Origin of the sequence: Paraglaciecola sp. (assembly GCF_039942875.1) — a bacterium.
Taxonomy (GTDB): Bacteria; Pseudomonadota; Gammaproteobacteria; order Enterobacterales; family Alteromonadaceae; genus Paraglaciecola.
Window position 1 is genome coordinate 50,191 of sequence record NZ_JBDVBQ010000015.1, and the last position, 20,713, is coordinate 70,903.

15 protein-coding genes are annotated in these 20,713 nt (G+C 39.9%); 11 read left to right on the forward strand and 4 right to left on the reverse strand.

The window, feature by feature from the left end:
• Window positions 1–128: 128 nt before the first annotated feature.
• From ahpC to ABJE44_RS04215, 5 genes are all read left to right on the forward strand, one after another.
• On the forward strand, window positions 129–692 hold the full coding sequence (ahpC, locus tag ABJE44_RS04195) for an alkyl hydroperoxide reductase subunit C (RefSeq protein ID WP_133468597.1): 564 nt from the start codon (window positions 129–131) through the stop codon (window positions 690–692).
• A gap of 274 nt (window positions 693–966) precedes the next feature.
• Window positions 967–2,532, forward strand: coding sequence for an alkyl hydroperoxide reductase subunit F (ahpF, locus tag ABJE44_RS04200; protein WP_348111157.1), 1,566 nt, complete (start codon window positions 967–969; stop codon window positions 2,530–2,532).
• A gap of 166 nt (window positions 2,533–2,698) precedes the next feature.
• Window positions 2,699–3,526 carry a phytanoyl-CoA dioxygenase family protein gene (locus ABJE44_RS04205; protein WP_348111156.1) on the forward strand — a complete coding sequence of 276 codons (828 nt, stop codon included), beginning with the start codon at window positions 2,699–2,701 and terminating at the stop codon, window positions 3,524–3,526.
• A 123-nt stretch (window positions 3,527–3,649) separates the two neighbouring features.
• Window positions 3,650–4,417, forward strand: a complete 768-nt coding sequence (locus ABJE44_RS04210) for a class II aldolase/adducin family protein (RefSeq protein WP_348111155.1) — start codon at window positions 3,650–3,652, stop codon at window positions 4,415–4,417.
• A 50-nt stretch (window positions 4,418–4,467) separates the two neighbouring features.
• Window positions 4,468–5,643 carry a mandelate racemase/muconate lactonizing enzyme family protein gene (locus ABJE44_RS04215; protein WP_348111154.1) on the forward strand — a complete coding sequence of 392 codons (1,176 nt, stop codon included), beginning with the start codon at window positions 4,468–4,470 and terminating at the stop codon, window positions 5,641–5,643.
• Window positions 5,644–5,697: 54 nt separating this feature from the next.
• On the opposite strand, the gene ABJE44_RS04220 is transcribed toward ABJE44_RS04215, so the two are convergent.
• The 3 genes from ABJE44_RS04220 to ABJE44_RS04230 form a co-directional block, all read right to left on the reverse strand.
• Window positions 5,698–6,753 carry an ABC transporter substrate-binding protein gene (locus tag ABJE44_RS04220; RefSeq protein ID WP_348111153.1) on the reverse strand — a complete coding sequence of 352 codons (1,056 nt, stop codon included), beginning with the start codon at window positions 6,751–6,753 and terminating at the stop codon, window positions 5,698–5,700.
• A gap of 102 nt (window positions 6,754–6,855) precedes the next feature.
• Complete coding sequence (locus ABJE44_RS04225) at window positions 6,856–8,217, reverse strand: M28 family metallopeptidase (protein ID WP_348111313.1); 1,362 nt, start codon at window positions 8,215–8,217, stop codon at window positions 6,856–6,858.
• A gap of 134 nt (window positions 8,218–8,351) precedes the next feature.
• Window positions 8,352–9,881, reverse strand: coding sequence for a Na+/H+ antiporter NhaC family protein (locus ABJE44_RS04230; RefSeq protein ID WP_348111152.1), 1,530 nt, complete (start codon window positions 9,879–9,881; stop codon window positions 8,352–8,354).
• Window positions 9,882–10,315: 434 nt separating this feature from the next.
• Between ABJE44_RS04230 and ABJE44_RS04235 the strand changes: the two genes are divergently transcribed.
• The 3 genes from ABJE44_RS04235 to ABJE44_RS04245 all read left to right on the forward strand — a co-directional run bounded on the left by ABJE44_RS04235 (window position 10,316) and on the right by ABJE44_RS04245 (window position 13,636).
• On the forward strand, window positions 10,316–11,443 hold the full coding sequence (locus ABJE44_RS04235; protein ID WP_348111151.1) for an FAD-dependent oxidoreductase: 1,128 nt from the start codon (window positions 10,316–10,318) through the stop codon (window positions 11,441–11,443).
• Between the two features lie 256 nt (window positions 11,444–11,699).
• Window positions 11,700–12,263 carry a DUF2239 family protein gene (locus ABJE44_RS04240; RefSeq protein WP_348111150.1) on the forward strand — a complete coding sequence of 188 codons (564 nt, stop codon included), beginning with the start codon at window positions 11,700–11,702 and terminating at the stop codon, window positions 12,261–12,263.
• The gene (locus ABJE44_RS04245) at window positions 12,260–13,636 is read left to right on the forward strand and encodes an MATE family efflux transporter (RefSeq protein ID WP_348111149.1); all 1,377 of its coding nucleotides are present in this window, start codon (window positions 12,260–12,262) and stop codon (window positions 13,634–13,636) included. Before ABJE44_RS04240 ends, ABJE44_RS04245 begins: the two co-directional genes overlap by 4 nt.
• A gap of 70 nt (window positions 13,637–13,706) precedes the next feature.
• On the opposite strand, the gene ABJE44_RS04250 is transcribed toward ABJE44_RS04245, so the two are convergent.
• Window positions 13,707–15,962, reverse strand: a complete 2,256-nt coding sequence (locus tag ABJE44_RS04250; protein WP_348111148.1) for an acyl-CoA dehydrogenase — start codon at window positions 15,960–15,962, stop codon at window positions 13,707–13,709.
• Between the two features lie 410 nt (window positions 15,963–16,372).
• On the opposite strand from ABJE44_RS04250, the gene ABJE44_RS04255 reads away from it, so the two are divergent.
• The 3 genes from ABJE44_RS04255 to ABJE44_RS04265 are packed head-to-tail and all read left to right on the forward strand — an operon-like array spanning window position 16,373 to window position 20,705.
• Complete coding sequence (locus ABJE44_RS04255; RefSeq protein ID WP_348111147.1) at window positions 16,373–18,676, forward strand: MMPL family transporter; 2,304 nt, start codon at window positions 16,373–16,375, stop codon at window positions 18,674–18,676.
• Window positions 18,677–18,725: 49 nt separating this feature from the next.
• Window positions 18,726–19,493 (forward strand): outer membrane lipoprotein-sorting protein, encoded by a 768-nt coding sequence (locus ABJE44_RS04260; RefSeq protein WP_348111312.1) that lies wholly within the window; start codon window positions 18,726–18,728, stop codon window positions 19,491–19,493.
• 30 nt (window positions 19,494–19,523) lie between these two features.
• Window positions 19,524–20,705 (forward strand): hypothetical protein, encoded by a 1,182-nt coding sequence (locus tag ABJE44_RS04265; protein ID WP_348111146.1) that lies wholly within the window; start codon window positions 19,524–19,526, stop codon window positions 20,703–20,705.
• Window positions 20,706–20,713 lie beyond the last annotated feature (8 nt).

The following is a 20,713-nucleotide window of genomic DNA, read 5'->3' on the forward strand; positions in this document are numbered from 1 at the left end:
TAATAATCAATTTAACCAAATTTACCAATTTATAATTTCCATCTAATATACCCCCATCGAAAGCAAACATGCTTTTGGAAACTGACTAACTTATAGAGTTAACAAACTAAATAAACGAGGAAATACAAATGGCTCAAATCGGCAAAACTATACCAGAATTCACTGCTCAAGCATTCCATAACGGCGAGTTTGTTGAAGTTACATCAGAAGGCGTAAAAGGTAAGTGGTCAATCTTCTTGTTCTACCCAGCAGATTTTACATTTGTTTGTCCTACTGAATTAGAAGATATGGCTAACCAGTACGAAGAACTTCAAAAGCTAGGTGTTGAAGTATATGCAGTATCGACTGATACACATTTCTCTCATAAAGCATGGCACGACTCTTCAGATGCAATTGGAAAAATTCAATTTCCAATGATTGGTGACCAAACAGGTACTATTACACGTGGTTTTGACGTAATGATAGAAGAAGATCACATGGCGCACCGTGGTACTTTCTTAGCTGACCCTGATGGCGTTATCCAAGTTGCACACATTCATGCGGGTGGTATTGGCCGAAGTGCTAAAGACATGGTACGTAATGTTAAAGCTGCACAATATGTTCGTGAAAACGACGGTGAAGTATGTCCAGCTGCTTGGGAACAAGGTGAAGCTACATTGACACCAAGCCTAGATTTAGTTGGTAAAATCTAAGTGTAACTAGACAATTTTTAACCCCTTTAAAAGCGAGTTGACAACGCAAGTTATTAACTCGCTTTTTTTGTGCCTGTAATAAATCAAAACAGTAACTTTGACATTTCAGTTTACTATTTCAAAGTCACTCATATATCGTAACTTTCATCACAATGTTCAGTATTTTAGAATGTTAACTTAGATTTTATTAATTTTATTAATCAAAGTGTGTTCCTTAATATACCTACATCGAAAGCACATAAGCTTTCATCAATTAAAATCAAAGGGTAGCACTATGTTAAGTAACGATATTTTAAATGCACTAAAATCTTATACTCAAAATATGACGAATAAGGTATCACTTGTTTTACAAACGGGTGAACAAGAAAAACGTTCAGAGCTTAAAGCGTTCTTAACTCAGTTATGTTCAGTTTCAGATAATTTGTCTTTAGTTGAGCGTGATGAAAATTTACGTAGCCCTATTACTTTTTACTTAGAAGTAGAGGGTAAAAACAATGGTATTCATTTTTCTGGTATTCCGAGCGGCCATGAATTTAACTCGCTTATCTTAGCGATATTACAATCCTCAGGCACGGAGCTTAAGCTTGATAAGACCTTAAGAGGCATGATTGAAAAAATTCAAGAGAAACTACACTTTGAAGTATTTATCTCTTTGAGCTGTCATAACTGTCCTGATGTTGTGCAATCTTTAAATCAGTTTGCATTGTTAAATGACCAAGTTAGTTCTGAGATGATAGACGGCGGTTTATTCCAAGAGTTAATTGAAGAGCGCAACATTCAAGGTGTGCCAAGTGTTTACTTGAACGGCGAGCTATTTGCTAATGGTAAAATAGATACCGCCCAATTGGTTGATAAATTAATTGAACGCTTTCCTGATATAGTTAACGGAGACAGTTCTGAGCAACTACCTTTACAAGATGTAACCGTTATTGGTGCTGGCCCTGCCGGTGTGGCATCAGCAATTTATGCGGCTCGTAAAGGTTTGAATGTCACTATGATTGCAGATCGTATCGGGGGGCAAGTTAAAGATACGGTAGGTATAGAAAACTTAATATCTGTGCCTAAAACCACTGGTACAGAGCTAACGGGTAACATGCAAGCTCACATGAGCGACTATGACATCAATATTAAAGAATTTTTACGTGTTGATAAAATCGAACATGATGTAAATAACAGTAAAGCACCCAAGACTCTGTATTTGTCCAGTGGTGAAGTGATCGAGTCTAAAACCGTTATCATCGCCACCGGTGCTAAATGGAGAGAGCTAGGCATACCCGGTGAGAAAGAAAACGTAGGTTCTGGTGTAGCGTATTGCCCGCACTGTGACGGTCCATTCTTTAAAGGCAAAGATGTCGCCGTCGTGGGTGGTGGCAACTCAGGTATTGAGGCTGCACTTGATTTAGCAGGAATGGTAAACCACGTTACTGTATTTGAGTTTTTACCTGACCTTAAAGCAGATAAAGTATTGGTTGATAAAGCAGAAGCTCACGACAAAATTACCATTATTAAAAATGTAGCGACTAAAGAAGTGATTGCTAACGATGGGAAAGTCGTCGCTCTTGCATACGAAGACAGAGTGACTGGTGAAGTGAAAGAGCAAGCTTTATCGGGAATTTTTGTTCAAATAGGTTTAGTACCAAATAGTGGATTTTTAGACGGTGTAGTTGATAGAACTAAGCATGGTGAAATCATTATTGATGAGAAATGTCACACTACCACGCCTGGAATATTTGCTGCTGGGGATGTATCAACGGTTCCATATAAGCAGATTGTTATTGCGATGGGCGAGGGGGCTAAAGCTTCGTTGTCAGCCTTTGATTACATCATTAGAGAAAGTTAATTTACTTGATGTGGAAAACACCTGAGCTTGCTCAGGTGTTTTCTATTATTAATTTCGTAGTTTCTACGTAAATATGCGCTTTAATGCGCTACCTCCTTGAATTTTTCTTTCATATCGTACATCTTGCTTGCTCGTTTTTTTTATATCAGCTCATGAGCGTTTAAGCATGTTAACAAATACCCAAAAAGCCACCTATCAAGAAAGTGGTTACCTCGTTTTAGAAGATTGTTTCACTGCAACACAAATGGACACGTTAAGACAAGCTGCGCTGCAGATAGTCGATGACTTTGACCCCAATTCGACCCGTTCTGTTTTCTCAACACAAGATCAAACTAAAACCAGAGATGACTACTTTTTATCTTCTGGTGACAAGATCAGATGCTTTTTTGAAGAAGACGCTTTTGATGACAACGGAGAGCTAAAACAAGCTAAATCATTGAGTATCAATAAAATTGGTCATGGATTACATATGCTTTCTCCAGAATTTAACGCTTTTAGCCATAGCGACACCATAAAAGCGATTGCAATGGATTTAGGACAGCAACAACCGCAAATTCATCAATCTATGTATATTTTCAAACAACCCAAGATTGGTGGTGTCATTCGTTGGCATCAAGATGCGACTTATTTTTTAACGAAACCTATCTCTGTGATTACCTTTTGGTTTGCGGTTGAAGATGCCACTATCGAAAATGGATGTTTACAAGTTCAGTCTGGAGGTGAGCCTATCCCTCTTAAAGAGCAGTTTTTACGTTACCCCGATGATAAAACTGAGTTAAAGCAATTGCATGATATGCCATGGCCTGAAGATGATTGCGCCAAACCTTTAGAAGTTAAAAAGGGGGCTTTGGTGGTATTTAATGGCGAGTTACCACATTATAGTGCTCCCAATATATCTGATAAATCTAGGCATGCTTATACCTTACATATTACCTGTGGAAATACTGAATACGCCAAAGAAAACTGGTTACAAGCTACCCCTAGTCGACTGTAATTTACTGTCATGGGTAAATAACCTAAGGCTATATGAGGTTACTTTTTGGGCCTAAAACTACAGGTAAACTCTGTAGAATAGAGCCCAAACAAAAAAGTGAAAGTTGAGTCAGTAGGAGGCTTAGTGTTTCAGCTAGAAAAATTTAGTTTACAGGGCAAAGTGTCCGAACAAGAGTGGCAAGTCAGAGTAGATCTCGCCGCTTGTTATCGTTTGGTTGCAGACCACCGATGGGGTGATTTGATTTATACCCATCTTTCGGCTCGTATTCCTAATACCGACCATTATCTAGTCAACGCTTTCGGGTTAACCTTTGATGAGGTGACGGCCTCAAATTTGGTTAAGGTAGACTTAAATGGCAATATATTAGATGGCTCACCATACACTATTAACCCAGCAGGTTTTACAATTCATAGTGCTATCCATGAAGTACGTCATGATGCCCAATGCGTGATCCATTTGCATACTAAAGCCACCATTGGTGTGGCTACAGTTGAAGGGGGCTTAAAACCTTGGAGCCAATATGCGATGTTCTCGTTGGCTTCACTTAGTTATCACGGTTACGAAGGATTAGCAGTAAACGATGAAGAAAAAGCCCGGCTTCAATCTGATTTGGGCACTACTAATCATATGTTATTGCATAACCATGGAGGCTTGACTGTAGGGCCTACTGTGGGAGATGCGTTTATGCGTTTTTATGATCTACAACGAGCATGCGAAATTCAAATGGATTTATTGCAAAGTGGCCAGCCTGTTATTGAGATCCCCCAAGATATTGTTGATGGCATTCAACAGCAAGCTAATATTGTGCATAGTGGTGAAACCGGCGGTCAAAAAGCCTGGCCAGCTATGCTAAGACGAGCTTACAAGCTTGACCCTACTTTTTGTGAATAGTCATATTATTTGTTATTCAAATTACTAGAGATTTAAAACAGGACTTATAAATGAAAATTACTCGTGTTGAAATTTTCGACATACATTGCCCTAAAAGGCCACCTTGGAACCCAGTATTTATTCGTATTCATACAGATGAAGGAATAACTGGGGTCGGTGAGGCGGGGCTCGCTTATGACTTAGGTCATAGTGCCGCTGCTCATATGATTAAAGAAATTGCTGAAGCTATGTTAATTGGCTTTGACCCCATGAACACAGAATTACTGTGGACACGTATGTTGCGTGAAAGTTTTTGGGGACTAGGCGGAGGCCCAGTTTTATACTCTGCTATGAGTGCAATAGATACAGCACTTTGGGATATCAAAGGTAAAGTATTTGGCGTGCCTGTGTATCAATTACTTGGCGGTAAAACCAACGGTAAGTTAAGAACCTATGCTAGCCAACTACAGTTTGATTGGGATAAAGAGTGCACTAAACTAACTCAACCTGAACAGTATGCTGAAGCTGCGCTAAAAGCAGTAGCAGAAGGGTATGATGCCGTAAAAGTTGACCCTATTGTTTATGATAAAGACGGTAACTCCTCTTTTGATCGCACTAAGTTATTCACTAAACCTCAAATGAGACTATTCGGTGATAGGTTAAGGGCTATCCGCAGTGCAGTAGGAGCAGATGTCGATATTATTTTTGAATCGCACTCCCTAATGGGCGCAGCTTCTGCCATTCAAATGGGAGACGTTATCGAAGAAGTAGGCTGTATGATGTACGAAGAGCCAGTAAACTACTTGAACTCTGCAGTACATAAAAAAGTAGCTGAAAATGTTCGTGTCCCTATTGCGGGTGGTGAAAGGCTTTATCACCGCTGGGATGTGCGTCCTTACTTTGAAGATCAAAGTATTGACGTACTACAACCTGATGTAGGCTTATGTGGTGGATTTACTGAAACCAAAAAAGTCTGCGATTATGCAGATGTGTACGACATTAGAGTACAAGCCCATGTATGTGGTGGTCCTGTGGCGACAGCCGCAAGCTTACATTTAGAAACCGCAATTCCTAACTTTTTAATACATGAACACCATACCTACGCCATTAAAGAGTGGAATAGAGAGTTGTGTATTCAAGATCCACAGCCTGTAAATGGCTTCTTTGAGGTATCTGAGACGCCGGGAATAGGTATAGAGTTGAATGATGACTTGGTGTATCGCTCACCTAATATGGAAGTGAAGTAATAATTTAACCTTGGTCTTATTATATTAGTGAGAGCTACTGAAATGTTGCTCTCACTACTCGGTCGTTGCTTTGAGTAGGTTTTTCATTGTTAATTTAATAGGTTCTTTTCCTGATTTAAAGGCTGAGAACTGATTGTAATCAACATTATGCCATTGTTTCTTTTGCATGAAATCTAAATGATTTTCAACATTGTGCTTTGTTATTAACTCAAAATCATAAGGAGGATGATCAAATCTATCAATACCGTGGTGGTGGTCGAAAGCTTTGGTTATGGATATGGCCCCCATTAAAAAGTGGCCACCCATAGACGCAGTGAGTTGACCTTGTTTAATTTTTTCCAACGCCTCTGGTAGCCAATCAAAGCCACCGATGATCGCTGATTTCCCAAATTGCAATTGATGCTGTTTAAGCACTTCAAGTGCTAATTTATCACTCGCACACCAAAAGATGTTTGTTTTAGGGTAACGAGCCATCATGGCTTTAAAATTTACTGCTACATTTTGGTGTACCCAATAGGTAGGAAAAATTTGATTTATACGACTATCATGCTTACTTGCTAAATTAGTTAGTGCAAATTCTCTAGATGCAGATAAATTATCAAGGTTCCCTCCAATACCTATTAGCGAGGGCATTGCATTAGCGTCGTTCGATGCAAATTCACTAAACAGTGCATCAAGTAATTGTTGACCTGCTTTACTATTATTATAAACGACCTCTCCAATCCAGTGTTTATATTTTTGTTGTGGCTTTTTTAATTGTAGGGCTTCATCCCCATAAACTGGCTGTTCTAAGGTAATAAATGATATCCCACTCGCTTCAATTTTATTAAAGGTTGGTATGGCGTTGCCGTGAAAAGGACGAAAAATAATATAGTCGGGTTTATCTTGTCGTGAGGTAATTTTATCAATCAATTCTAATGTAGAAAAACGATCGATGCCTCCAGAGATTACTTCTAGTTCTACTCCTAAGCTTTTTGCTGAGACTACACTGACTTGGTGTACTGTTTCCCAAAATACATCGTGCTTTTTGACTGGCACTACCATAACAATTTTCATTGCATAGCTATATTGAGAGATAAATAAAATAATTAAACTTAATACTATTTTCATATGTTTTTCAATTTTTACTTAGGCGCTGTTTCTTCGTTACAAATCGTTAAAAAACAAGATAATAGACTTCTCTACTAACTTTGATTTTTGTACTACATTCAATTATTCTCCGAATGCTCCCGCAGGACCAGGGAAGACTACAGGGCTTTCAAACCCGTCTTTACTGACACTTGCCACACCAAAGAAGTAGTTGTCTATCACCACATTTTCTAAGGTGTATTCATTTACATTCCCCACATATTTACTAAATTGCCATTGGGGCGCGTCAGTATAACGCCAGTAAATTTTATATCCTGCTAACTGGGAGTTTTGTGTTTTATCTAGTGCTTGCCAACCTAAGCTGGTGCTAGGTTGTACTGCGCCCCCAATGTTTACCTGTGCCGGTGGAGAGGGAGCCCACGCCATGCCCGCTAGAGATACGGCGTTTAAAGAGGTGAGTTTGGCTGCATAATCAAAGTCTACTCCATCAATGGTATCCCCGTAGGTAACCCCATTCGCTATTTTTAAGTCTTGGTGTTGTCTGTCATAGTGCTCGTTGGTTTCCATAATACGCACACCAGGATAACCTAAGTCGTTAAAAGGGCGGTGATGACCGCCGCGCCTAAATCTATCTAAACGATATATCACCATAGTATCTAAATTAGGAATATAGCGGTCAGCCATTAAATCTATGTAACGGGCTAAGTTACGGCTAGGTGAGTCAACTTCGCCCCCTGTGTATCTGCGGGTCGTTTTTTCTTTATTTGTTTCTGTATAACGAGTACCTTCTGCAAAAATACGTGCCGTGGTGTTATCCGTTACCCCGTTACTGCCTGAGATATTGCCAATCATGTCATTGTTCAACACGGCTTTTAAACGCCACCCATCTTTTTGAGCGTTTTCTGCGAGTATCTTGCCGCCAAATAAGCCCTGCTCTTCACCAGATAGTGCTGCATAAACAATACTGCCATTAAATTCATATTGGCTAAGTACTCGGGCTGTTTCGAGCACGCCTGCCACACCTGAGGCGTTGTCGTTTGCACCGGGTGAGTCATCAACAAAGTTCATCACATCTGACACCCTAGAATCTATATCACCAGACATCATGACATAGCGATTTGGATCGGTTGTACCCGTTTGTATAGCAATTACGCTAACCACTTCGGTTGCATCGGGAATACGTTTTTCGCCTTCAATTATTCGTGATTGAAAATACACAGTTAAACAGCCACCGCATGCCTTTGAAATTTCTTCAAATTCAGATTTTATCCAACGTCTAGCCGCTCCGATCCCACGAGTATCTGATTTAGTTTCAGATAAGGTGTGGCGAGTACCAAACCCTACAAGTTTACGAATGTCTTTCTCTATGTTTTCTGCTGAAATTTTAGCTTGAATATCATGTAGCTTAGCTTGGTCTGTAAATTCAAGCTCTGCACTTAAACCAAGTGGTGAAAGTAATAAACCCAAGGGTAAGCAAAGTCGCATTAAAATACCTGACAATGTTTTCATTTAGTGTTTCCTAAACTTTGATAGTTTTTAGTCATAGAGTTGAACGGAAATAGAGAAAAACTTATTCATTTACTAATAGTTTTCTAATAACTTACCCCAACATAGGTTATTTAAATAGACTTTGCAGCCCGTTTACACATGCTAATCACTAGGAATAGCTGAACAATTAAGGACGCTAATACAAGACTGTTGGCTTGATAGAACCCCGCTACAACAAAGCTTAATAGTGCCACAGCTCCATTTAATAGAGCATAGGGGTATTGGGTTCTGAAGTGCTCAAATTGATTACAGTTTGAGCCTGTAGCCGATAATATAGTGGTTTCAGATATTGGGGAGCAGTGGTCCCCAAATAATCCACCAGACAAAACCGCACCCATACTGACAAAAAGTGGTGCATCTATGGCGAAAGAAGTGGGGATGACTAATGGCAACATAATGGCAAACGTCCCCCAAGAAGAGCCTGTAGCAAAAGATATTATCCCAGAAAATATAAAAGCTACGGCAGGCAATAGCCAATAGGGAAAACCACGCTGTGCTTGCTCAGCAATATATTGCGCCGTACCCAGCTCTTTACCAAGTGAGCTTAAGGTCCAAGCAAGTATTAAAATAATGGCGACTTGCATCATGTTACTCATACCGTTTAGGTACATGGTGACACTACCATTTAGGCTACGTACTTTATACCAAGCCATTAGTCCCATTAATGACACGGCCGCTAAAAAGTAAGCACTACTTAATGCAGCTCTAAAAGCAGAGCCGGGTACACTCTTAAAAGGGAATCCCATTGGCACTAGCATCATAGCTAAAACAATAGCCATTACCGCTAAAGGGATAAAGACAAACGAGGCACGAGCATTGGCGTGGGTAAAAGGTTGAATTAATGGTGCCTCTTCATCTAAGGTCTTATTAGATTTTTGGTTGGGTGCTTGCTGTGTACTTGAGTCAGGTATTGCCATACAGGCTTTTTCTGCCAATGCCATGGCTCCAAAATCGGCTTTTCGCCAAACCAATAATGGCACAATGGCAATAGCTAAGATGGCATAAAACTGAAACGGTATAGTCTGAATAAAAGCGCCCCATGCTGTTATATTCTGCCCTGCTGCATCAAATTCTTTTTGCATCAATCCCATAATGTAAATCCCCCAACCGATAAAAGGCACTAAGATCGCCACGGGAGAAGCGGTGGAGTCGATAATAAAAGCCAATTTTTGACGAGATATTTTTAACTTATCAAATAAGGGGCGAAATACCGGCCCCACTATCAAAGGTGTACCTAGGTCAGAGTAAAAAATAAAAATGCCTCCAAACCAAGCGGCCATTTGTGCCCTAGCTCGGGAGTTTATCCATTTCATTATATTGGCTGCAAAGGCCGGCCCTCCGCCAGATTTTTCCATAAGGGCTACAAAGCCGCCAATAAACACCATAAGTACTATTACGCCAGCGTTGTAACTGTCAGTTATGGTGCCAACTAAGTGGGTTTTCACTAACTCCGACAAGACAGTGAAAGGGTTAAAGCCAATTAGCATCACCACTGCGGTTATCACCCCCGTAAATAAACCAATCACAACATTACGGGTATATAAGGATAAAATTAACGTTAACACTATGGGTAAAATGGAGCTGATGTCTGGTGACGTCAAAATACTGATCCCTTACTGTGGAAGATAAAATAGTTGTAGCTGTGATTAGACAAACATAACTGCTAACTTTCAGTGAGTCCAAAAGTAGATGCTTGAATTAAGTTACAGTATTAAGCAAGCAATACACCACTATTAACGACAAGATGTTACTTAGCTCTATTCACGTTTATAGGTGTTAGGTTTGCTGAAGTGCATTGTAATTATTAAGTTCAGTTAGTTGGTTGTAATGGTAGTTTAACTTTATGTATTGCTTAGATATTTTACATTGAAGCACTTAAATGATGCGATGTCTTTATTTAAAATTAGTAAGCAGCGTTGTCGAATCATGGATGCTAATTGGTAAGACTTATGCTTGCATCTGCTTATAGCAAGATATAGGGGGCAGTTCAGAGTGTCTCTTAGGTAAAAATTATAATAAAAATAGGATGTTAACCATGTTTCAGCAAGACATAAAGCGTAGACACTTTTTGCAAGGTATTGGAGTTGGGGCTGTTTCAGCGTCATTATTTGGTTGTGCTCAAACGCCGGAAAAGCGCGGCTTTGAACGCCCTTTTTCAAGAAAACCTCTTGTTGCCCCCAAGATTGATAGAAACAATATTGTGACCCAAGTGGTTGGCCATAGACCTTTTCGCGCAGAGGGATTTGTGGTGCGCAGTGAAGCATTTGGTGAGAAAGTATTAGTGCACAACTATGGACATGGTGGTGGTGGGATCACCCTATCTTGGGGCTCATCGGCTTTGGCTGTCAATGAGGTGAAAACTCAAGAAAACAAACAAGCGGCTGTTATTGGCGGTGGAGTCATGGGCTTAACGACTGCGAGGTTATTACAAGAAGCGGGATGGAAAGTCACCATATACACTAGGGAAATGGCAAGACATACTACGTCACAAGTGGCTGGAGGCGAGTGGGGACCTTATAGTGTGCATGATCCTAAGGTATCCAGTGACGCCTTTAAACGACAACTGCAATTAGCTGCAAAAATTGCCCATGAGACCTTCGCCAGAATGGTGGGGGATGACTACGGTATTCAGTGGATGGAGTTGTACTCAGCAAGTGATACTAAACCTAAGGGGGACTCTCCTTTTAGTCAATATTACCCCTATCGAGAGACTTATGGGCCAAACCAGCACCCTTTTCCAACTGACTATTGTACCGTTTCTGCCACTATGCTGGTTGAAACTACCACCTTTTTGCGTCGCTTAATTCAAGATGTACGCTTAGCTGATGGTGAGTTTGTAATCCGTGATTTTAAAGATCAAGAAGAGCTACACACGCTGCCTGAGCCCGTGATTTTTAACTGTACAGGCTTGGGCTCTAGGTCATTATTTGGAGACCAAGGTATTACACCAGCAAAAGGCCAATTGGTATTATTGCCGCCAGATCCCGCAGTGGATTACTTAACTGTAGGTGGCGGTACAGGCTCTCTTTATATGTTCTCCCGAAACGACTACATGATTTTGGGCGGCACCTTTGGGCTTGATGATTGGTCAACAGAGCCTGACCCTAAAGAGACAGAAAGAATTCTCAAAGAAAGCCAACAGTTTTTTGCAGGGTTAGAATAGTCATTTCATAGCGAGCGATGCATCTTAAACATTCAAAGGCCGCTGCTGTTTAACACCTGCGGTTTTTTAATAGAGTCTCTTTAAAACTGTTCAATGTATGAAAGGTTTTGGGAGGGGCAGTGGGTTCAAATTAATGCAAACTTCATATTAATGACGATACGTCATGATTCTTTTAATTTTATACGGGTAATATTGTATTTTTATTATTACCCGTATAAAATTGATGTTTGTTTGAACATCTTAAAGTTGAGTGAAAATGGAATACATAGCCATATACGATAAAACAGCAGTCGCTAAGGGCTCCTTACAAGACATAATTCAGCAGGTAAAAACGTTTGATAACCACATTGAAGCTATGGTTTTTGAAGTTGAAACTTGCCGTAGGATTGATTTTAGTTGGTATGGTGACACCCAAACTGTTTTAGACAATGCCAATGTTGATACGGGTAATAAAAGTAAGCGCGGCAGGCCAAAACTTGGCGTTAAGGCTAAAGAAGTTACTTTATTGCCTAGGCACTGGGAGTGGTTAGCGAGGCAAAAAGGAGGTGCATCAGCCACCTTGAGACGCTTAGTTGAAGAAGCACAAATTAACACATCTACTGAAGACCTCATTTGTACTAAACAACAGCAGCTAGACAAGTTTATGATGGCGTTCTTAGGCGATGAAGCTGGATTTGAAGAAGCAAGCCGAGCGTTGTACCGTAACAGTAAAGTGAGTTTTGCTAGCGCCATTGAATCTTGGCCGGCTGAAATCAAAGACTTTGTTTTAACAAAGTTTAACGCTATTGCTGCATTACATAACGGGGCCGCCTCACAATGACAAAAACAGTCGAGGAAAATTCTTTTATCAACGGAGCCTTGCCTTTAGTTTTTTTTAAAACCGCTGCGCCTATTATTTTAATTATGTTGGTGAATGGCTCATTCTCTTTAGTGGATGCTTATTTTCTTGGTGTCTTTGTTGGGCCTGAGGCATTAACAGCTGTTACGTCTATGTTTCCAGCATTTATCATGATGGTCGCCCTGTCTACCTTAGTTTCTAATGGCTTTGCTAGTTTAATGGCAAGGCAGCTTGGAGCAGGTGAGCAATCTCAGTCTGTCGAAACCTTTTCTCAAGCTATAACGTTATCGTTAGTGGTTTGCAGTGTACTTATTACTATGTTCATTTTAGGGGGAAACACCCTTACGGAAGCCGTGAGTAATGGCTCTGAAACCATTGCTAGTATGAGTTATGAGTACATTGCTATTTTGGTGTTTTGCTCCCCTCTGGTATTTATCCTAGGGATCAATGGTGACAGTTTACGCTGCGAAGGTCATGTTTCTTTCATGGCGATCATTTCACTGATTTCAGTGTTGTTAAACGCTGTATTTAACTACTTGTTGATTGTCGAATTGCAATGGGGGGTGGCTGGTTCTGCTTACGGTACCGTTTTAGCCCAAGCCACTGCTTTGGTGGCGATTGTCTTCTATCGAAAATACCAACCTCATGGCATCAAGCGACAGGTGATACAGTTTTCAAAGTTGAGACACCACTGGACTACATTTTTATCGTTAGGCGCGCCATCAAGTTTGAATTATATAGGTCTAGCTCTATCGTCAGGGGCTATCTTGTATAATTTACAAATTTGGGATGCTGCGAACTATGAAACAACGGTTGGCGCTTATGGAATTATTACCCGTTTAATGACTTTTATATTTTTACCTTTGTTAGGCTTGAGCATGGCGTTTCAAGCTATTGTGGGTAATAACTATGGCGCGAATGAATTAAGTCGAGTGAATAGCAGTATTAAAATCGCCCTGCTGGTTTCCTTGATATATTGCGTTACCTTACAATTGCTCGGGGTGGTGTTTCACGAAACATTAGGGGCTTTGTTTGTGACTGACCAACTAGTTGTAGCCGAAGTCGCAAGAATTTTTCCGTGGACTACTTTGGGGTTGTTTCTAATGGGGCCACAAATGATGATTAGTATGTTTTTTCAGGCGATAGGTGATGCTAAACGTGCAGGCATACTAGGCATTACTAAAACCTATGCTTTTTCATTACCTTTGATTTTTGTTCTACCGCTATTTTTTGCCGAGTGGGGCATTTGGTACGCTGCTCCTGTTACTGAGGTTCTAGCACTACTATTAACCACGGGTGTATTGATCTTAAGTCATTCAAGCGATCGTTCTTTCGGACTATTCTTTAAACATTAGTCATATTTACAGGGCATTAAAAAAGGGGCATTGAAATGAATCAATGCCCCTTCGTATTTATGGCTTAAGGTTAAGCCGCATCTGCTTTTTTATTACCAGACTCATTCACTAAGGTGAGGTCTTTGTCTAATAACTCTAGATCAAATGTAAACTCATCAACCCGTATTGCCACTTTACGTTTGTCATTGTAATCAATTACCAAAGCGACTTCTTCAGCTGTAAGTTCACCCGCAGCGTGTAATTTACCCACTGCATGCTCAAATGATATAAAAGGAACAACAGGTGTTTTACGAAGCGCCTTTTGTATTTTCTTAAGTTGAGGCATAACAGCATGCTTAGCTTTGAAGGCTTGCTCGTTAATGTCATTACCATCTCCAGGAATCACTTTAACTAAGTGAGTTAACTGGGTTTTGATACTGGTATCTTGCATAGCTGCAGCAGATAATTCTCGCTTAAGATCATCTGAAATACCTTTGACAGACGAAGTGTAAGTATTGGTTAATAAACGCATTAAGCCTCTAACAGGTGTGTTAGAGAAGTTTGCAATAAAGTCATTGAGCGCCGTTTCACCTTTAAGTAAACACCACTGAATTGCATACTCAAAATAAGGTAAGGCTTCGTTACGGTTTTCAACTCGTTGCTCGTAAAAACGCACCACAGCCATAGCGGCATACATATAACTCATCACATCACCTAGGCGTGCTGATAACATTTCTGCTTTCTTCAAATCGCCGCCTAACACTAACAGAGATAAATCTGCCATAGGTGCTAATTTTGCCGCTAGCGAATTCATACGCTTTTCGTATTTACGTACTTCTGGTAGAGCTGAAGCTGCACCACGGGTAAAGGGTAGGTAGCTCTTGGCTAAGCTACGAAATGCATTCTTAACACTAAAGCTAATGGTTTTACCTAATACTTTATTGAATTGTGTATCGGCTTGGCTGTCTTCACTGTGAATGAGGTCAACCATCTCTTTTAAGTGTGGGTGACAACGCATGGTGCCTTGACCAAATATCATCAAACTACGGGTTAGGATATTTGCGCCTTCAACCGTTATACCGATTGGTTGAGCGGCATATCCACCGGCTAAGGTATTTTGTGGCCCACGTTGAATGGCTTTACCAGCTTGAATATCCATAGCAGAGTTGAGCACATCTCTTCCTAGCTCAGTCATATGATATTTCGCCATTGCGGTCACTACGCCAGGCTTCAACCCTAAATTTAAACCTTCGGTGGTGAGTACACGCATCGCTTCTAATACAAAGGTTTTACCAGCAATATCAGCTAACTCTTCTTGTATACCTTCAAAGCGTCCAATAGGCACACCAAATTGTTCACGTACAAAAGAATATTCAACTGTAGACTTAAGTGCATTTTGTGCTGAAGCTACGCCCATTGCGGGTAGCGATATGCCGCGACCTGCACCTAGACATGCAACCAGCATTTGCCAGCCTCGGCCAATATTTTTTTGACCGCCAATGATAAAGTCCATAGGAATGAACACGTCTTGTCCACGAGTCGTTCCATTATAAAAGGTAACGCCCATAGGGTCATGGCGATTCCCTAACTCTACCCCAGGGTGAGACTTAGGTATCAGGGCACAGGTAATGCCTAGCTCGACTTGATCACCTAATAAACCTTCGGTATCAAATACTTTAAATGCTAGGCCTAAAACCGTGGCAATTGGAGCAAGTGTTATGTATCGCTTGTCCCATGAAACACGCAAACCTACGACTTCTTCGCCTTCCCACATGCCTTTAGTGACTATTGCTGCGTCAGGTATGGCGCCTGCATCTGAGCCCGCTTCAGGACTTGTTAATGCAAAACAAGGGATATCCTGTCCGATTGCTAACCTTGGCAAGTAGTGGTTTTGTTGCTCTGGCGTACCATAATGCATCAGTAATTCGCCCGGGCCTAAGGAGTTAGGCACCATAACCGTTACGGCTAAGGCTCCACTTTTCGCCGCTAGGGTGGCAACTATGGTCGAGTTGGCATAAGGAGTAAACTCAAGACCGCCAAACTTTTTAGGGATAATTAGCGCGAAAAACTTGTTGGCACTTAAAAAGTCTAAAATATCTTGTGGTATATGCTTATCATTTTGCAATGCGAAGTCATCAACCATTTCAAGTACCTGTTGAACAGGGCCATTTAAAAAAGCTTGTTCTTCTGGACTTAATTTAGCAGTAGGAATATTTCTTAATGCTTGCATATCAGGTTTACCCTGATAGATAGACGCTTCTAACCAAACATCGCCTGCTTCTAATGCTTCTTGTTCGGTAATCGAAATTGGGGGTAATACTTTTTTAAGACTTGTTCTAATACTCATGTTATCACATCCGCTCATCTGACCAGTTGATTCTTATAATACTGATTTCGAGCAAAAGATCAAAACTCTTTAGTATTTTTATTTGTTATCAGGTCTTAAAAATCATCTTAAATTAAACAAAAAATATTTTTTTTAATGATATTTTGGGCCTATAAATACATTTATTTAAAATTTAATATTGGCTTTAGTGCATTTGTCAGGCTTAAAGTCAGTATGAACTTGTAAAAAAGCTTAGGTAGTCGATAGTAAATATATGTGACATTTCATCGGTTTTTGGGTGTTAGACTAGCGAGCTTAGATAGGGAAATACTTTAACTTTTTATACAAAGAGATAATGTATATCTTGAGGGCTAGATATGTTGCTAAGAAAGCTTTCTGTAGCGCTCAAATTCAAAAAGGTGGCATGTTAAGTGAAAAATTCTTGGTTAAATATTCCCGTTACTCATCCTAAGATTGTATTGATTATAGGTGTGATTCTAATTTTTGTTTCGGCGCTCGGAGCTAAAAATCTATATTTTAGAGGGGATTACAAGGTGTTTTTTGAGGACGACAACCCTCAAAGAATGGCATTTGAACATATGCAAAACACTTTCAGTAAAAATGAAAATGTCAGCATTATTATCGCCCCAAAATCTGGCAACGTATTTACCAAAGAAACCTTAACGCTAATACAAAAAATGACCGAACAGGCTTGGCAAACGCCTATGTCAATTCGAGTCGACTCTCTTACAAACTTTCAACATACCTGGGCTGAAGACGATGACCTTGTGGTTGATGATTTGGTACTTGAGCCCGTTAATATATCTGAAGATGAAATAAATAGAGTTAAAAATATAGCGTTGCATGAGCCTAACTTAGTTGGCCGTATGGTGTCAGAAAAAGGACATGTTTCAATCGTAAATATTATTATTAATTTACCTGACGGTGATCAAACGGAAGAAGTGTTTGTTATTACTGAGTTTGTAAAGGAGATGACAAATACGTTCAAGAACCAGTATCCAAACCATGATTTTTATCACACCGGTATGGTGATAATGAACAACGCATTTGCTGATTCTGCCAAACAAGATGCGTCTACACTTATCCCCCTTATGTTTTTGGCTATTCTGGTTATTATGTGGCTGTTGTTGCGTACTTTCATTGGAACCGTAGCGACCCTATTCGTGATAATCGCGAGTATTTTATCTACTATGGGGTTAGCGGGGTGGTTAGGCTTTTTTCTAAGCACTGCCAGCGTAAATGTGCCTACTATAGTGATGACGTTAGCGGTGGCTGACTGTATTCATGTAATCTCCAGTATGATGTTCTCAATGAGTCAAGGAAAAGAGAAAAGAGAGGCGCTTTTATATAGTATTCACTTAAACAAAAAGCCAATCTTAATTACCAGTTTAACTACGGCAATTGGATTTCTTACATTAAACTTTTCAGAAGTACCTATTTTAGCTGATTTAGGTAACCTAACTGCCATAGGTGTGGTGTTTGCGTGTGTTTTCTCCCTGAGTATTTTACCCGCCATGATAGTGTTATTACCCTTAAATAAGGTCAAAGCACAGAATAGACATATAGGGGCCACAGAGAAATTTGGGGAGTGGGTGATAAACCACCATAATAAATTATTGCCAATCAGTTTGGTGGTGACTTTGCTGGCGATCGGATTTTCATTTAAGAATCATTTAAATGATATTGCTACTGATTATTTTGATGATACTACTGAATTTAGGCAGTCCACTAATTTCCAAGAGCAAAATCTTAGCGGTATGACGAGTATTGATTTTGCTATCAACTCAAATATTGATTCGGGGATCAATATTCCCGAGGTTCTTATTGTTGTAGAGCAGTTTAGTGAGTGGTTGCGTGCTCAACCGGAAGTGGACCATGTTTCCACAATTGCCGACACTTATAAGCGCTTGAACAAAAATATGAACAAGGATGACATGGCATTTTATAAGCTACCAGATGATCGGGAGTTGGCGGCTCAATATTTATTGATGTATGAGTTTTCATTGCCTTATGGACTAGATTTAACCAATCAACTCGATTTAAATAAATCTGCTACTCGAATTATGACAGTAGTGAAAAACCTAGGTAGTAAAGAATTGACAGGCCTAGAGTCCCGAGCAAGAACGTGGTTTGATGATAATGTTGATGACTATAGTTTAATTGTGGCCAGCCCTAATCTGATGTTCGCACATATTGGAGAAGCTAATATGGAAAGTATGTTGAAGGGATCAGTTGTTGCTTTAATCTTGATTTCAATTTTACTGGTGTTTGCTTTGAGATCATGGCGAATGGGCATAATTAGTTTGTTACCTAACTTATTACCCGCTTGTATAGGGTTTGGAATTTGGGGGCTGTATTCCGCTGAAGTTAATTTAGGGCTATCGATAGTACTAAGTATGACGTTAGGGATTATTGTAGATGACACAGTACACTTTTTGACCAAGTATGGCCATGCAAGAGGACTTGGTCAAAATGCCAAGAGCAGTGTGCGCTTTGCATTTGCAAGTGTAGGGAAAGCATTGTGGGTGACTACTTTAGTTTTAGCCGCAGGGTTTTCAGTTTTAACCTTGTCTCCTTTCGCAGTTAACTCTGAAATGGGTTTACTAACTAGTATCATTATTGTGGTGGCCTTAGTTGTAGACTTCTTATTTTTACCAGCATTCTTAATTGCGTTTGATCGCAAAAAAAATGAGAATGCCCCCGTTTTATCTTAATCAGGAATATTCCATGACTAACCTTAAATCTAGGTGTTGCCAATTATTAATGCTTCTATCTTTAGTACTTTTACTAAACCTCAACGTTTATGCTCAAACTGCTGATGAAAGAGGGCTCGAAATTGCCAAAGAGCGCAAAGCTAGAGACATAGGTTGGGGTGACAGTTCCGCAGATGTCAGTATGATTTTAAGGAATGCTCAAGGACAAGAAGTTGAGCGTAAAATGCGTATTAAGTCTTTGGAGGTTATAGGTGATGGTGATAAAGGATTAACAATTTTTGATCAGCCATTGGACGTAAAGGGGACCGCATTTCTAAGTTTTTCACATACCAATGAACCAGATGACCAATGGATATATTTGCCAAAACGTAAACGGGTCACGCGAATACGTTCTAAAAACAAGTCGGGCCCCTTTATGGGCAGTGAATTTGCTTACGAAGACATGAGCTCTTTCGAAATTGAAAAGTTTACGTTTAAATTTTTAAGAGAAGAAAGTTTTGATGGTCAAGCTTGTTTTGTAGTTGAGCAGATCCCCTTGGATAAAAACTCAGGTTATACCAAACAAGTGGTTTGGCTCGATAAAAAGCATTACCGAGTGTTGAAAGTTGAATCTTATGATCGTAAAAAGAGCCTATTAAAAGAGCTCGTTATGGAAGAGTATGAGTTATATTTAAATAAATACTGGCGGCCAATGAGAATGGAAATGTTTAATGAGCAAAATGGAAAAAGTACCGAGTTAGTGACACATAATCTCGAGTTTGATGTGGGGCTGGGCAAGGGAGATTTTGATGAAGCTAGACTTAAAAATGTTAAGTAAAAATCAAAATTTTGAATTAAAGGCCAAAAATTGAAACTGCTCGGTGCATTTCTTATTGCAATTTTCCCTATGATTACGCTTGCTGATATTGAGTACCATGGTGATGCAGGGGTAGAGCAACGTTATTTTTTTGAAGATGCAGCTTACCCACAACAACAAAGAAGTAATTTATCTGGATACTTTTCTCCTGAGTTGTACACATCATTCAATAATGGTGATGACAGTATCGTATTGAAAGGCTTTTTACGTGTTGATCAGCAAGACTCAGAAAGAACTCATATAGATATTCGCGAACTAAAATGGACTCATTCAGGTGCTGAGTGGGAATTTCAAGCAGGCATAGGAAAAGTATTCTGGGGGCAAACCGAATCTTTACATTTAGTTGATATCATTAATCAAACCGATGCTGTTGAAGCGATTGATGGCGAAGATAAACTTGGTCAACCTATGGCTACTTTTTCTCTATTTAAGGATTGGGGAAACACCACAGTTTACTTGTTACCTTACTTTAGAGAGCGCACATTTTCAGGGCTTGATGGTCACTTTCGAGCCCCTTTACCAGTAAATACGGATAACTCGCTTTATGAGTCCGATGATGAAGAGCAACATCTAGATTGGGCGGCACGCTGGGAATACTCTTTGGAAAATTGGGATATAGGTTTGTCTTATTTTGATGGCACCTCTAGAGAGCCTCTTTTTATGTTAGATACCAATGAGTCCTCTGAGTCGAGCATTCTGCCTTATTACCCTTTATTGCAGCAAGTTGGTTTAGATGCGTTGGCTTTAGTGGGTGACTGGACGCTTAAATTTGAAGGTGTTCATCGTAAAATTCTCGATCAGAGTACCAGTGCTTTTGTGGGGGGATTTGAGTATTCCTTTGTTCAAGTGTTTGATAGCTTTATAGACGTAAACTGGCTAATGGAATATCAATACGACGAACGTGATACCGAGACCCAAGCACAAAATGATCTGATGTTAGGAAGTCGTATTGTATTTAATGATATTGATGGCACAGAAATTTTAATCGGTGCGGTTCAGGATTTAGATTACTCTAAGGTTAGGTCTGGTTTTATTGAGGCTTCTAGTAGAATCAATGACAATTGGAAATGGCGTGTAGATGGGTGGTTTTTCTCCAGTGATGAACCCTCTGAACCAACCTATTTAATTCGCCGTGACGATTACCTGCAACTTAGTTTGGAATATTATTTTTAAGTCTCGCT

What these genes read in the sequence shown, in the direction of transcription:
- ahpC (WP_133468597.1), top strand. Translation starts at nt 129, where the DNA reads ATGGCTCAAATCGGCAAAACTATACCAGAATTCACTGCTCAAGCATTC.
- ahpF (WP_348111157.1), top strand. Translation starts at nt 967, where the DNA reads ATGTTAAGTAACGATATTTTAAATGCACTAAAATCTTATACTCAAAAT.
- ABJE44_RS04205 (WP_348111156.1), top strand. Translation starts at nt 2,699, where the DNA reads ATGTTAACAAATACCCAAAAAGCCACCTATCAAGAAAGTGGTTACCTC.
- ABJE44_RS04215 (WP_348111154.1), top strand. Translation starts at nt 4,468, where the DNA reads ATGAAAATTACTCGTGTTGAAATTTTCGACATACATTGCCCTAAAAGG.
- ABJE44_RS04220 (WP_348111153.1), bottom strand. Translation starts at nt 6,753, where the DNA reads ATGAAAATAGTATTAAGTTTAATTATTTTATTTATCTCTCAATATAGC.
- ABJE44_RS04225 (WP_348111313.1), bottom strand. Translation starts at nt 8,217, where the DNA reads ATGCGACTTTGCTTACCCTTGGGTTTATTACTTTCACCACTTGGTTTA.
- ABJE44_RS04235 (WP_348111151.1), top strand. Translation starts at nt 10,316, where the DNA reads ATGTTTCAGCAAGACATAAAGCGTAGACACTTTTTGCAAGGTATTGGA.
- ABJE44_RS04240 (WP_348111150.1), top strand. Translation starts at nt 11,700, where the DNA reads ATGGAATACATAGCCATATACGATAAAACAGCAGTCGCTAAGGGCTCC.
- ABJE44_RS04245 (WP_348111149.1), top strand. Translation starts at nt 12,260, where the DNA reads ATGACAAAAACAGTCGAGGAAAATTCTTTTATCAACGGAGCCTTGCCT.
- ABJE44_RS04250 (WP_348111148.1), bottom strand. Translation starts at nt 15,962, where the DNA reads ATGAGTATTAGAACAAGTCTTAAAAAAGTATTACCCCCAATTTCGATT.
- ABJE44_RS04260 (WP_348111312.1), top strand. Translation starts at nt 18,726, where the DNA reads ATGCTTCTATCTTTAGTACTTTTACTAAACCTCAACGTTTATGCTCAA.